The organism is Halobacteriovorax sp. RT-1-1, assembly GCF_047085455.1.
GTDB lineage: Bacteria > Bdellovibrionota > Bacteriovoracia > Bacteriovoracales > Bacteriovoracaceae > Halobacteriovorax_A.
On record NZ_JBKIXZ010000002.1, the window covers coordinates 988,352 to 1,002,341 of the forward strand.

At 37.6% G+C, this 13,990-nt stretch carries 12 protein-coding genes; 4 read left to right on the forward strand and 8 right to left on the reverse strand.

Translation table 11 applies throughout. The features are described 5' to 3' along the window. The first annotated feature begins 88 nt into the window (after positions 1-88). Both guaB and guaA read left to right on the forward strand, forming a co-directional pair. Positions 89-1,567, forward strand: coding sequence for an IMP dehydrogenase (guaB, locus tag ACMAWV_RS15120; protein WP_103219165.1), 1,479 nt, complete (start codon positions 89-91; stop codon positions 1,565-1,567). Positions 1,568-1,586: 19 nt separating this feature from the next. Next, positions 1,587-3,140 carry a glutamine-hydrolyzing GMP synthase gene (gene guaA, locus ACMAWV_RS15125; protein WP_103219166.1) on the forward strand — a complete coding sequence of 518 codons (1,554 nt, stop codon included), beginning with the start codon at positions 1,587-1,589 and terminating at the stop codon, positions 3,138-3,140. 586 nt (positions 3,141-3,726) lie between these two features. Here the strand turns inward: guaA and ACMAWV_RS15130 are convergent. From ACMAWV_RS15130 to ACMAWV_RS15165, 8 genes are all read right to left on the reverse strand, one after another. After that, positions 3,727-4,074 carry a hypothetical protein gene (locus tag ACMAWV_RS15130; protein WP_103219168.1) on the reverse strand — a complete coding sequence of 116 codons (348 nt, stop codon included), beginning with the start codon at positions 4,072-4,074 and terminating at the stop codon, positions 3,727-3,729. A 296-nt stretch (positions 4,075-4,370) separates the two neighbouring features. Further along, positions 4,371-5,282 (reverse strand): hypothetical protein, encoded by a 912-nt coding sequence (locus ACMAWV_RS15135; protein ID WP_103219169.1) that lies wholly within the window; start codon positions 5,280-5,282, stop codon positions 4,371-4,373. Positions 5,283-5,403: 121 nt separating this feature from the next. Then, the gene (locus ACMAWV_RS15140; RefSeq protein WP_412470078.1) at positions 5,404-6,480 is read right to left on the reverse strand and encodes a hypothetical protein; all 1,077 of its coding nucleotides are present in this window, start codon (positions 6,478-6,480) and stop codon (positions 5,404-5,406) included. Further along, positions 6,477-7,340 carry a TIGR02147 family protein gene (locus tag ACMAWV_RS15145; RefSeq protein ID WP_412470077.1) on the reverse strand — a complete coding sequence of 288 codons (864 nt, stop codon included), beginning with the start codon at positions 7,338-7,340 and terminating at the stop codon, positions 6,477-6,479. The genes ACMAWV_RS15140 and ACMAWV_RS15145 overlap by 4 nt, the downstream gene beginning before the upstream one ends. Next, a complete protein-coding gene (locus tag ACMAWV_RS15150) occupies positions 7,341-7,847 on the reverse strand; it encodes a hypothetical protein (protein WP_412463113.1) in 507 nt (168 codons plus the stop codon). It abuts the gene before it with no gap. Positions 7,848-7,864: 17 nt separating this feature from the next. Continuing rightward, on the reverse strand, positions 7,865-8,494 hold the full coding sequence (locus ACMAWV_RS15155; protein ID WP_103219173.1) for a hypothetical protein: 630 nt from the start codon (positions 8,492-8,494) through the stop codon (positions 7,865-7,867). 24 nt (positions 8,495-8,518) lie between these two features. After that, complete coding sequence (locus ACMAWV_RS15160) at positions 8,519-9,145, reverse strand: hypothetical protein (RefSeq protein WP_412470076.1); 627 nt, start codon at positions 9,143-9,145, stop codon at positions 8,519-8,521. A 133-nt stretch (positions 9,146-9,278) separates the two neighbouring features. Further along, positions 9,279-9,752, reverse strand: a complete 474-nt coding sequence (locus tag ACMAWV_RS15165) for a CBS domain-containing protein (RefSeq protein WP_103219175.1) — start codon at positions 9,750-9,752, stop codon at positions 9,279-9,281. Positions 9,753-9,849: 97 nt separating this feature from the next. On the opposite strand from ACMAWV_RS15165, the gene ACMAWV_RS15170 reads away from it, so the two are divergent. Together ACMAWV_RS15170 and dnaE are read left to right on the forward strand one after the other, a co-directional pair. Next, a complete protein-coding gene (locus ACMAWV_RS15170) occupies positions 9,850-10,287 on the forward strand; it encodes a YqaA family protein (protein ID WP_412470075.1) in 438 nt (145 codons plus the stop codon). Between the two features lie 78 nt (positions 10,288-10,365). After that, positions 10,366-13,986 (forward strand): DNA polymerase III subunit alpha, encoded by a 3,621-nt coding sequence (gene dnaE, locus ACMAWV_RS15175; protein WP_103219177.1) that lies wholly within the window; start codon positions 10,366-10,368, stop codon positions 13,984-13,986. Positions 13,987-13,990 lie beyond the last annotated feature (4 nt).

Here is a 13,990-nt window from a genome sequence, read left to right on the forward strand (position 1 = left end):
AAATTCCCGGTATTATAAAAAAATGATCTCAGTTAAAATATAAGCAACTATTTGCTTATATTTTAACTATTTAGATGGGATCAGTCTTATGTCTATTGCACAAATTCCTCAGGCCCTTACTTATGATGATGTCTTAATCAAACCAGGATATTCAGAAGTATTGCCTGGAGATGTTTCTTTAAAAACAAAGTTTTCTCGTAATATTGCTTTAAATATTCCAATCGTTTCGGCGGCCATGGACACTGTAACAGAGTCTAAGACTGCAATTGTTATGGCCCAACAGGGTGGTATTGGTGTTATTCACAAGAATATGTCACCTGAAGATCAAGCGTGGGAAGTTGAGAAGGTAAAGAAGTTCGAGTCAGGTGTTGTTCTAAATCCAATTACAGTTAATCCTGAAATGCATTTAGAAGAAGTCATAAGGCTGACGAGTAAAAATAAGATTACAGGGGTTTTAGTTGTTGATTCTGAAAACTATCTTGTAGGAATTCTTACTAGTCGTGATATTCGTTTCGAACATAATCTGAATCAAAAAGTTAAAGATATCATGACTCCAAAAGATAAGCTTGTTGCAGCTCTGGAGGGGATTGATCTCGATGAGGCCCAGAAAATTCTTCATAAGAATAGAATTGAGAAGCTTCCAATTATTTGTAAGGATGGAAAGCTTAAAGGTCTAATTACAATCAAAGATATTTTAAAGCGTATCAACTTTCCTAACTCGAACAAGGATGCATTAGGACGTCTTAGAGTTGCCGCTGCTATTGGCGTAGGTGATAAAGAGGTTGAGCGTGCAAAGCATCTTATTGCTGCTGGTGTTGATTGTATCATTATTGATACAGCACATGGTCACTCAAAAGGTGTCATCGGTATGGTTAAAACAGTAAGAGGGCTTATTTCTAAAGATCAAAGTGTTGATATTATCGCAGGAAATATTGCAACACCTGAAGCATGTCTCGCTCTAATCGATGCTGGTGTTGATGGTGTAAAAGTAGGAATTGGCCCAGGATCAATTTGTACAACTCGTGTTGTTGCAGGAATTGGAGTTCCTCAACTTTCTGCAGTTATGGATTGTGCTGATGTTTGTTTTAAGGCAGGGATCCCATTTATTGCAGACGGTGGAATTAAATACTCTGGTGATATTGTTAAAGCACTTGCTGCAGGGGCCAGTTGTGTCATGCTTGGTTCAATGTTTGCAGGGTGTGATGAAACACCTGGAGAGATGGTTTTATATCAAGGTCGTACTTATAAAGTTTACCGTGGTATGGGCTCACTTGGAGCAATGAAGCTTGGTTCAAAAGATCGCTACGGACAAGGTGATGTAGATGATCAAAAATTAGTTCCAGAAGGTATTGAAGGGCAAGTTCCATATAGAGGAAGCCTTGCTTCAAATATCTACCAATTAAATGGTGGTATTAGAAGTGGTATGGGCTATATCGGTGCTTCAACAATTGTCGAAATGCAAGAGAAGGCCCAATTCGTAAAGATTACGGCAGCTTCACTTAAAGAGAGTCATCCACATGACATCATGATTACGAAAGAAGCGCCAAACTATCAAATTGAAAAATAAAAAATAGGAATAATAAAATATGAGTGCAAGACAAATATGGATCGTGGACTTTGGTTCACAGTACACACAATTAATTACAAGAAAATCACGTGAGCTCGGTTACTCTAGTGAGATCATCACTGTAAAAAAAGCGCGTGAATTATTTAGCGAAGGAAAGAAGCCTAACGCTCTTGTTCTTTCTGGTGGCCCACAATCAGTTTTTGAAGATGAAACAAATTATGATTTTGTTTTTGAAAATGAGAAACTTCCTATCCTAGGTGTGTGCTACGGAATGCAGCTAATGGGGAAGTACTTTGGTGGTGTTGTTGAGAAGGGAACAATCGGTGAATACGGTCATGCTAAGATTCATTTAATAAATGGATTCAAAATGGATGGAGTTCCTGAAGAAGTAAATGTTTGGATGTCTCACTCTGATCATATCTCAAAACTTCCTGAAAATTTTAATCTTGTCATGGAATCAGGAAATGGTCTTGTTTCTGCAATTGAGCATACAACACGTCCAATGATGGGATTACAATTTCACCCTGAAGTTGAACATAGTGAACATGGAAAGGATATTTTAAATCATTTCTTTAAAGATATCGCAAAGCTTGAAAAAGATTGGGATGCGACTGAGATGCTTGAAGAGGCCAAAGAGCTTGTGCGTGGAATTGAAAAATCAAAAGTTCTATGTGCTTTCTCTGGTGGTGTAGACTCACTTGTTGCAGCTCAACTTTCACACGAAGTAATCGGTGATAATCTATACTGCTTCTTTGTTGACCACGGACTTCTACGTCCACAAGATTACCAGCATATTGAAACATTAAAAGAGAAAACTCAGCTTAATATTGAAGTGATCGACGTTAAGGCCGAGTTTATGGCAAACTTAGAAGGTAAGTCTGATCCGGAAGATAAGCGTAAGGCCATTGGAAAAACTTTCATTGATATCTTTGAAATGAAAGTAAAAGAATACCAAGAAAATCACGGCATTAATTTTGAATACCTTCTACAAGGTACTTTATATCCAGATGTCATTGAATCAATCTCTCCCCATGAAGAAGATGGAAAGTCAGTAACGATTAAGTCTCACCACAATGTTGGAGGACTTCCTGAGAGAATGAATTTAAAACTTCTTGAGCCTCTTCGTTACCTATTTAAAGACGAAGTGAGAAAGATGGGAGAAGAGCTTGGTCTTGAACATAGTTGGGTTCACCGTCATCCATTCCCTGGGCCAGGAATCGGAATTCGCGTTCTTGGTGAATTAACTGAAACTCGTATTGCCCAGGTACAACAAAGTGATCAAATTCTTTTTGAAGAATTACATAAGCACAATCTCTATGAATCAACTTGGCAGGCACTGACTGTTTTACTTCCTGTAAAAACAGTTGGAGTAAAAGGTGATGGCCGTGCCTACGAAGAAGTTATTTGTCTTCGCATGGTTAACTCAAGTGATGGGATGACTGCGACGTGGACAGATATGCCACACGCTTTCTTATCTCGTGTTTCAAATCGCATCACTAATGAGGTTAAGGGTATCACTCGTGTGGTTTATGACATCACGTCTAAACCTCCTGGCACTATTGAATGGGAATAGCCGCGGTCATCTTGGCAAAGCCAAGATTTGACGCGGCTATAGCGCCCCATCATCTGGAATGAATCAATACTTCAACAGGCCGACGTTTATGTCGGCCTTTATGTTCAGGATGAACTGTATGTCAGCGAGAGGCAGGAGCCGGAGCTGACTGTTGCCTCAGGCGCAATGGGAAAGATGTCGCATTTGACCGAAAGCCGCACCTGCGGTTTGCTTTCTTGAATCACATCCATCTCTGCTTCAAAACTCCCCTTGGGGGGACTTTTGCTGCAGGATGTGCCTCAGGCGCAATGGGAAAGCCTTCGAATAGTAGTGCCACCCAACCAGCGCCAATTAATCACGAAGTGATTAATTAAGCAACGGTCTACGGTACGCGCCACCTTTTCGAGATTTTAAATACTTAAAAATTTATATTATTCAATAAAACGAACATAGGTCTACTTTGGCCAACTATTTTTAAGTAAGACTAATTTCTAGCTCTAAATATATTAGTTAATTTAACAAGACATTAGTTATTAGCTTCAGTTTTCTTTTCTTCGACTTAAATTATTCGATAACTTATTTAAATCTCGTAAAGGTGGCGTGTACCTTACTGAGTACAAACAAGCTTATAAACAGTTGCCCCATTTACGCTTGCTAGCTCAAAACGATTATTTTGATCAAAGGTTGCTGTTGAAACAATTCCTTTCGTGTAATCAGGACCAAATGTAATCTTAGCGACAAATTGTTCCTTATCGTACTTTGTGAAAACGAAGTAGGCTTCGTCGATATCTGCGTGAATTTTTGCATCAGTATACTCAAATGCATTTTCTAGTTTGATTTCTTTAAGTTGAGACTGTCCTCTGTCGTCCAAATATCTTTTTGAACCGATACAATCCATTGACAGGGCAGAAGATGCCAAAAGTAATGCTAACGTGATTTTTGCGATCTTTTTCATTTGAACTCCTTACCCCTAAGTTAATTAATAGGAAATTCTAGTGAAGAAATGCTATCAACGCAAAATATTGTGCTCAATAGTTAGAAAGTGTTAGATTTTTGTCGACTTAAGTTACTGAATTAACTTTAAAAGGTCCTTACTGAATGCATTAGACATGAGGGCCGAGAATAAGAAGATAAAGAATGTTGCAAAGACTTGTTTGATGAATTTCTTTTCCATATCGAAATCTTACTGGATTTTAATATTTGAAAATACTTTTTTAATAATTGCCTAGGTAGTGTTCAGCTTTATTTTTATTACTGTGCAAAAAGGTTAAGCTGATCAAGGCGTGATTCATGCTTAGAGAAAATTGTCTCAACAGAGTGCTCATGAACTTCGCGTTTTTCAAAGCCATTGTCATAAGTTTGAATAACGAAGAAAGACATACGTGGAAATTTTGCTTTTAGCTCTTTCATCGCATCTGTAATGAGATCGATATTTCCAGCATCATCATCACTCATTCCAAAGCGGTGATAATCTGAGTATCCGTATTTTTGAATAGCAAGTTCAACTGATTCGATAATGGCCTTGTACTTAAGTTCAGGCACATTATAATCCTCATCACGTCCACCAAGTCGTACACGAGTTTCTGGATTTGAAACAGCATAGACAGTGTGAAAGTTTGGCATATTTGGTAGGTGACCTTCGTTATAGATAACTTCGATCCCTTGCTTAATTGTATCTTCTCTGTGACCACGAGCTGTAATAATTGAAACTGGTCTTTGATTATAAGTTGCATGATAGAAGTGATTCCAGCTCGGAGCTTTCCAAGTTGAATCACTTCTTTCAAGTGCATCCTGGATATCTGTGATAAGTGATTGCTTTCTTCCGGTTAGTCGTTGAGTAAGCGAAAGATCTGAATCGCGGAAATTTCTAAAAGTTCCCGTCTCATCATCGAAATCCATGTGATAATTTGCGTAAGGTCCTTCTTTTCCAATGATCTTATTATGAGCAGCAAATTCGTGAGAAGAAAGAAGCTTCTCTTCGCCTGTCTCATTGTGAAAGATAATGATTGGAGTTGAAAGGAAAACGACATTGTCGTCGAAATCGAAGAAATAGAAAGACTTTCCACCAAGGTGGAAATTGCGATCGTTTTCGCGCGGAAGCTCAAAGTTAAACTCGAGCTGTTCCTTGTTTTTAGGTGATTTTTTCTTACGATTAAAAACCATGGTTTCTCTTTTCTATTTCTAACGAAAATACTTTTTATGGCGTATATTCGCAGAAGTTGTGGTCGTGTTCAAGAAAAGAGCTTAGTATCTGCAATATTTACAGATACTAAGTTATTGAAAACTAATAGCATTTACTATCGTTTAGCAGGGTAATTGTAGCTGAAATCATCATTTTAAGGTCATTACTATCAAATACTAGTGAGCTATTTGATAGAGTTGCAAGGCTTTGTTCAATACCTGTACAAATCATCCAGTCTTCAGAGGCAAAACTGATCGCACTTAAAAGATTACTCGTGTAATCTGAAATGATATAGCTATTCTCCTCTGTTAGTTCAAAATTCGTCATTCTAATTTTAAAGAAGAAGTCACGTAGAAGTATTAATGTTAGTTTATTAAGTAATGCATAATTTGGATTACCTCGGATTTGATCATAAGAGAGTTTATCAATCATTGGGATGATATCTCTTAACATTTTATAATCTGCCCTTAAGGTTTTTAGGCGATTAAGTTCTTTCGAATCCACATAAAGTTCGTTCGATAAATTTAGATTTAAATTAATTAAAGGTGCAAGTGCAATTGTATTATATTTCTCAAGTGATAAATTTCCTTGCTTGAAATATGCAAGCTCTTCTTTTATCGAGCGTGAATTAAATGAACGCAACTGAGTGTTTTCAACGATGTCAAAAGACTGCTTGGCCCATTTCATTTTAAAGTCACCAAAGCTCAAGATATCTTGCTTTATTAATACTTTTGTCGAGTAGACATAGTTATCATCATTAATTCCTTGAGCTCTAAGAAGCTCGTGAAGAACCATAATGTTTGTAAGGCGAGAGTTTTTAAAAATATTATTCCAGTGAAGCTCTGGAATGGCATCTCCCACATATAAAGTTATCTTTCCCGGAACCCCAATCGCGCTAACTGGATTTCCAAGATTGTCGATTAAAATATCATTGGAAGTACTAATCGTATTGATATTTAGATGGGCCTTAAGTAGAAGAGGAGATACAAGAACTTCACTAATAGACTTAAAACCATCTTTATAATAATCGATGATACCATTTCCTGTGTTTATAAATCGAAGCCTTATTGTATCACCACCATTGCCAACTCCTGAGCCTCCTTCTCGTAAAACAGGACGTTCTTTAGCTGCTGAGGTCAAAGTTAATAAAGATAGTGCTAGAATTAAAAGTACTTTCATTGGTCAACCTTATTTGAAATAGCAAAGAAGTTAATTGCTAAGTGATATAATTGATTTCCTTCAAAGTCCTTTTCGATAAATTTTTGAGAAAATTCCTCTCTGAATTTTCTTAACTCTTCCTTCGCTTGTGGAAGATTTTCGGCGCGAATCCCAAATGTAAAGCCAGAGAACTCTCTGTCCTCCACATCTTGTTTTTCAACTGCTTCTTTTGCGAGTTCAGCAATGTTCTTGTGATATTCTTGCTTGGCAATATTTGGGATATCATTTGCTGTGAAGACTGTCTCGTGGGCCTTGCGATAACTACCATCTTTTAAAATTAACATTTCAAGCTTTGTTAGTAGCTCAACACTTTTTCTGATTTCTGTAAGAGGGTAGTTATGAATTAGTAATTTTTGAATCTTGATTGGTGTAAGATCAGCATCTATTAAGCAAAATAATTCAAGAATGAAGAAGTTAAGAGGATTTCGTATCAGCTCGTAATTATCTACTTCATAAACTTCAAGAGTTTCATTATTTCTCTGTATTGAGTTTAAATAGAATAATTTTTCTTCTTCTGACTTTGCGGCTTGAAGTTTTACTAGTTTTTCAAAATAGTCTGCTTCCTCTGCCTCAAGTTTTAAATCTCTCGCAATAGTCATTATATACTTACTAGGAAGATTGCGTTTTCCGTTTAGAACTTGGTGTAGCTGAGAATGGGAAGTTATTCCAAGTTTTTGTGCCCAAGACCTAATTGAGAAGTTTGGGTTAAGCTCTTTCTTCTTAAGCCAAGTATCTCTTAAGTACAGAGAAGCATTTACGTAGTTGTAAATATCTACGCAATGCTTATCTGATAAATATGGGTGATTTGTTTGTATATCCAATTATTTTACTTTTAAATCAAGTCCGTAATCTAAGTTCCAAATACAAGTGTAATTATTTGTCCCTTTTGTTTTTTGAGTCATATTCTCTGGGATTGAAATATTCACTTTACCTTTTTGGTAAGTCAGAGTTCCGATATTAAGGTTTTGTAAATAGTCGTTCTTGTTACGATATAAATCGTAGCCACCAAAACCATCTTCTTCACCGATGAAGCTCATTGCAAAACCTGCACATTTCTTTCTGTCTTGTGACTTTAGTAAAACAGTGATTCTACCTGTACTTGATTTTGTAATCTGAACATCTAACTTAATATTTAGAGTCTTACTTTTTCCATAGTAGTCTTCGTAATCAAAACAAAGAAACTTGCTACAATCAGCCTGAAAATAACCCGTGTAAGTTAAAGAGATCTTTTTCTTTCCACTATATTCACCTTCAATTGATTTCTTTCCAAGTGCCTGAGTACTTAAAGAGAGTGTTAGTAGGGTAATTGCTGTGATTAATCTTTTCATTTTTTATCCTTATAATATTATTTCTTTAGGTTTACGTTTAATCCGTGCTTAAGATCCCATATGCAGTTGTGTCCATTGCGACCTTTTGTTAGCATTGATATCTCTTGTGAAATTGCAATATCTAATTCTTTTTGCGCATAAGTTGCTGTACCAAAGACCTCATTTTTTAAGTATGATTCTTTGTTTTTGAATAGATCATATCCTCCAAAACCATCGGGCTCACCGATTAGTTTGATTGAGAAACCTGCACACTTTTTCTTGTCTTGTGAAGAAATCATAAGAGTAATTCTTTCTGAACTTGTCTCAACAACCTTTGCTTCAAGTTTTACTTTGAAAATATTTTCGCGAACATAGCTATTGTTGAAGCATACTGATTGCTTGTAACTTTGAACCAAGATAAATGTTCCGATGATCCCAATTGGACCAAGTGACCACGCTGCTCCAGCGGCACCTAGTGAAAGTGCATTGTAGCCAAGCCTTCCATCGAATGAGCATTTGTTAAGGAATCTAACACCATCGTAGTTTAAGGAAATACTCTCTTTACCTTTATACATTCCCGTGATGCCATTATCTTTACCACCAAAAAGTGCATAAGTATTTGTACTTAAGATGACAGTACTAAATACTGCGATTAATACTCTTTTCATTTCTCTCTCCCTAGTTCTAACTTATTAGTTACAACCATTATTTCTCATCATTCTATAAGCGCTTAAAACATTTCTTCTCTTGCTTGATACATCATTCGTTTGAAGAACAAATGTTAAACTCTTCTTTGCACACTCATAATTTCTAGAGAATGTACTTTCTTCGATTAACTCAATAGCAAGTCCTGCTACACGATTTAGCACTGCAATTTCTGTTTCATCATTCTTTGATCTTTCGCCCTCTGTAAGACCTCTTGAAAGAATGTCTTGAACATACTCTCTGTGATTTCCATAACACCAAAGACAAAGTCTTCTAGTAAGTCTGTCGTGAAATTTATTAAGATCACCAATTGCATCTCTTAAGTGTCTTCTTAGGAAGAGAACCTTATGTTCAGGTGAATCGTAAACTTCAGTGCCCTTAATTGCACTTGCAAGAGTTGTGTAAAAATAGAAGAAGTTCTTTTTTGGAGTGCTATCTAGAACAAAGTGTGAGGCATCTAAAAGGATTTCTAATTCCTCTTCATAAGTCACGCTTTCAAAACCTGATACAATTGCGTTCTCTAAAATAAAACTCGTATCTTTACACCACTTGCTAACTTCAGCGTTAGTTGTCAGTGCCAAAAATGTACAAATAAAAACTAATAACTTTCTCATCGAATCCTCCCAGATCGTTTCCAATGGAGGTGTTGTATCGATTTAAAAGTCAAAGTTGAACGCATTTGTACACAAACTGTATCAAAAATGTAAACAGCTCATTTGAATGTCAGTAAGATTTATGTAGTCAGGACTACCAGTTGGTTCCTTTCATATTGTGAATCACTTCAAAAACAGTCGTTCTTTCAATGATTCCAACTACTTTCTCGTTCTCTACAACAGGAAATGCATGGAAAGGATAGTGGAGAAAGAGTTCAACGATGAAGGTGAGGTTGGACTTTGAAGGAATGGTTACAACATTCTCGCTCATATAGTGTTCAACGAGTGAAGAAGGGTGGTTGTAGTATTTTGCATCGAGGCTATATTTGAGGCAGTCTTTTTGCGAGAGAAAACCAACAATATTTTCAAACTCATTAACGACAGGAAGACCTGTAATATTGTGTTTTATGAAGTATTCGCCAGCTTCTTGCATATCCATACTTGTGTGAAGTGGAACGAAAGCTTTGATAACTCGATTTATAATATTATAGCTTGATGTAAAGTGTTCTTCTTTTTCTCTTTGTCTTGGGGCCTTATCGCGTTCGATAGGTGGAGTGTAGTTAACCATTATGCATCCCTTTTTTGTTTAAACCTATCTCAAATTGTATTGTTAAAAGTTGAAAAGATTTTGATTAAATGTAGAGAAATCATCATAATAATTAATAATGGAATTCATTCAAGGCTATGGCATCGTAGGGCTTTTCTTTATAAGCTTTGCCGCCGCAACTATTCTCCCATTCAGCTCTGAAGCATTCTTATTTGGTGCTGTAAAAGCAGGACTTTCAAGAATTGATATTTTCTGGGCCGCAAGCCTTGGCAATTTTCTTGGAGGGGTAAGCTGCTTTTATCTTGGTCACTTGGGCAAGATAAGCTGGTGTGAAAAATACTTAAAGATTAGTAAAGAGCAGATCGTACGTTGGCAAAATCTTATTCAGCGCTTTGGGCCGGCCCTTGCTTTTTTGACATGGCTTCCCATCGTTGGTGATCCCTTGGCCGTAGCACTCGGCTACTTTCGTTGTCGCCCTGCGTATGTTTTCTTATCGATGTATATCGGTAAAGCGTTGCGTTATGTCTTTGTAATTTGGTTAGCAAATAAGTTCTAAGAATATGACAAAACGCCTTGAAAATGGGATACTTAAATAGCACGACACACTGATTAAATAAGACATTTTGAGGACTCCATGGAACAAGATAGTAACGTCGAATCTAGCGAAACGAAATCACTAAAAGAAACTCACCCAGATAGCTTTGTACACCTTCACTTACATACACAGTATTCACTACTGGATGGAGCGATTCGTTTAAAGGATTTAATTCCACAGGCAAAGGAATTAGGTGTTCCGGCAATTGCACAAACTGACCATGGGAATATGTTTGGTGCTATTGATTTTTACACTCGCTGTAAAGCTGCAGGGATAAAACCAATACTAGGTTCAGAAATTTACTTCACACCTGGGTCACGCTTTGATCGTCGTGCGGCCAAGAAGTCTGCTAGTGTTAGTTCACAGGATGCTGAAGAGTCTTCAAGACAAATTCACCATTTGATTCTTCTTGCAAAGAATAATACTGGTTACCAAAACTTATGTAAGCTCCTTTCAAAAGCTTATCTTGAAGGTTTTTACTATAAGCCACGTGCAGACGTGGAACTTCTTCGCGAATATAGCGAAGGGCTAATTTGTACGACAGCATGTCTTAAAGGTGAGGTTGGTTATAACTTCTTTACTGGACAAGATGAGCGTGCCATTCGTGCAATTGAAAAACTAAGAGATATCTTTGGTCCTGATGACTTCTATCTTGAGATTCAAGAAAATGGAATTCCTGAACAGAGAATTGTAAACGAGAAAGTTATCGACTTTGCAAAGAAGAACGATATCAAACTAGTTGCAACAAATGATTCGCACTATATGACACCTGAGGATGCGACAGCTCAGGAAGTCCTTCTTTGTATTCAAACAGGAAAGACATACGCTGACGAAAATAGAATGCGTATGACGTCGCAAGAATTTTATTACAAGTCACCTGAAGAGATGAGAGCTGCATTTCACTATGCACCTGAAGCTTGTGATAACACTCTTGAAATTGCAGATAAGTGTAATGTTGAACTTTCGTGGACTGATGAAAAAGGAAATCAAATTTATCATCTTCCAGACTATGAAATTGATACAGATGAAACTCTTGAAGAATACTTTGATCGTGTAACAAAAGAAGGTCTTCAAGCACGTTTTGATGGACCGCAATTTAGAAATATTGTTAACCAACCGGATTGGGAAGAGCAGAAACCAAAGTATTACGAGCGTCTTCAATATGAGATGGATCTTATTAAGCAGATGGGATTCGTTGGATACTTCCTTATCGTTGCTGACTTCATTCAGTGGTCAAAAGATAATGGGATTCCGGTAGGTCCTGGACGTGGTTCTGGAGCTGGTTCTCTTGTTGCTTATGCTTTAACAATTACCAATATTAACCCTCTACCATACAACCTACTTTTTGAGCGCTTCATTAACCCTGAGCGTATCTCGATGCCAGACTTTGACGTCGACTTCTGCCAGGCGGGACGTCAGCGAGTTATTGAGTACGTAACGCAAAAGTACGGTGAAGATAAGGTAGGGCAGATTATCACTTTTGGTAAGCTTCAGGCCAAGGCCGTTGTAAAAGACGTTGCTCGTGTTTATGACTTAACATTTGCTGAAGCCAATATGATATCAAAACTGATTCCTGATGAAATTGGAATCACATTAGATAAAGCAATTGAAATGGAGCCGAAGCTTCAGGAGCTTATTGAAACTGATCCTAAGATTCGCCAAATCTTCACTATTTCAAAAAGGCTTGAAGGACTTTATCGCCACGCTGGTATTCACGCGGCCGGAGTAATCATTACCTCTGAACCGCTTGTAAACTATTGTCCACTTTTTAAAGGGGCAAAAGGTGAAAAGGTTGTTCAATTTGATAAGGACTTCTCTGAGCTAATTGGACTTGTAAAATTCGACTTCCTTGGACTTAAAACTCTAACGGTAATTGATTACGCTTCTGATTTTATTAAGCGTGACTACGATCCAAATTTTGATATTGAAGCAATCGATTACGAAGATAAGAAAGTATATGACCTGGTTTCTGAAGGGGATACAATTGGTGTTTTCCAGCTGGAATCTTCTGGGATGCAGGATCTTTGTCGTCGTATTTCACCGGATACTCTCGATGATATTACGGCCATCAACGCTCTTTATCGTCCAGGTCCTATGGGATCGGGAATGCACGATGAATTCGTTGAAATCAAGCACGGGCGCAAAGAAGAAAGTTATCCATTCGAATCTCTTAAGCCAATCCTAAACGATACATACGGAATCATTATCTACCAAGAGCAGGTTATGAACATCGCCCGTATTATTGCTGGATATTCTCTTGGTCAAGCGGATATGCTTCGTAAGGCGATGGGGAAAAAGAAAATTTCGGAGATGGAAAGACACAAGCAGATCTTCCTCGATGGTGCAAAAGAGAGAAATTACGATTTAAAAATTGCTGAGACTCTCTATGATCAGATGGCGAAATTTGCGGAATATGGTTTCAACAAGTCTCACGCCGTTGCCTACTCATATATTGCGTATCAAACAGCATACTTAAAAACTTATTATCCGCCAGAGTTCTATGCAGGACTCCTGAGTACGGAACTTTCAAATACAGATAAGATCACAACAATCATTAACGATGCAAGAAATCATGATATTCAAGTTCTTGCTCCTTGTGTGAATGAGTCGCTTTGGCTATTTAACGTTGTTGATGGAAACCTACGCTTTGGTATGGGTGCCATTAAAGGTGTTGGTGAAGGTGGTGTTGAAGAGATGATCCGTGAAAGAACGGAGAATGGCCCATTCGTTGGCTTCATCGACTTCTGTGAAAGAGTAAATCTTAAGAATGTTAACAAGCGAGTTATTGAATCACTTATTCGCGTAGGTGCTTTTGATGGTTGTGAAACAAATCTTAATCGTCGAACAATGCTTGAGAATATGGAAATGGTTGTGGCCTACGCGCAAAAGCGCCAAAGAGAAAAAGAGATGGGACAAACGAATCTCTTTGATATGGCCGAGGCAACAGAAGATACTGGTGCTAATCAGCTTGATATTCAATTTGTTGCTGACTGGGATGACCGTGAAAAACTTTTATATGAAGCAGAGCTAATTGGGGTTTATGTTTCAGGTCACCCGCTAGATCGTTACCAAGGTGTTATTGAACAAATGGCCTCGATGCCAATTGGACAAATCCAAGATATCGATGGAACTTCAAAGAGAGATATGGTTCTTGCGGGGATGATCGTTGAGAGAAAAAATATCATGACGAAGAAAGGGGATCGCATGTGTTTTGCTACCCTAGAAGATTTGTCAGGTAAAATTGAATGTATCATTTTTCCAAAAACATTCGTTCAATACGAAGAGATCCTTGCTACTGATGACCCAATCATTATGACTGGACAGGTAAATTTGGCCGAGGAACCGCGAAAATTCTTCCCTTCAAAGATTCAAAAGCTCAAGGAGCAGGCGGAGGAAAGGGTATCTTCTGTTCGTTTGAATGTTCCAATGACATCTCTAAATGAGGGACGTCTGAACCGTCTTAAGCAGACGATTTTAGGTCACAGAGGAACAGTTCCACTACATATTATTTTTGAACATGATTCAGGTAGAGCAAGAATGCCACTTGGAAATGACTATCTGGTAAACCCAACACCACAAATGGCAGCAAAAATTAATGAGATTTTTGATGCTGATGCGGTGAAGTTTATTATTGATGGAAAAATCAGCGATGTAGGGTAAAATA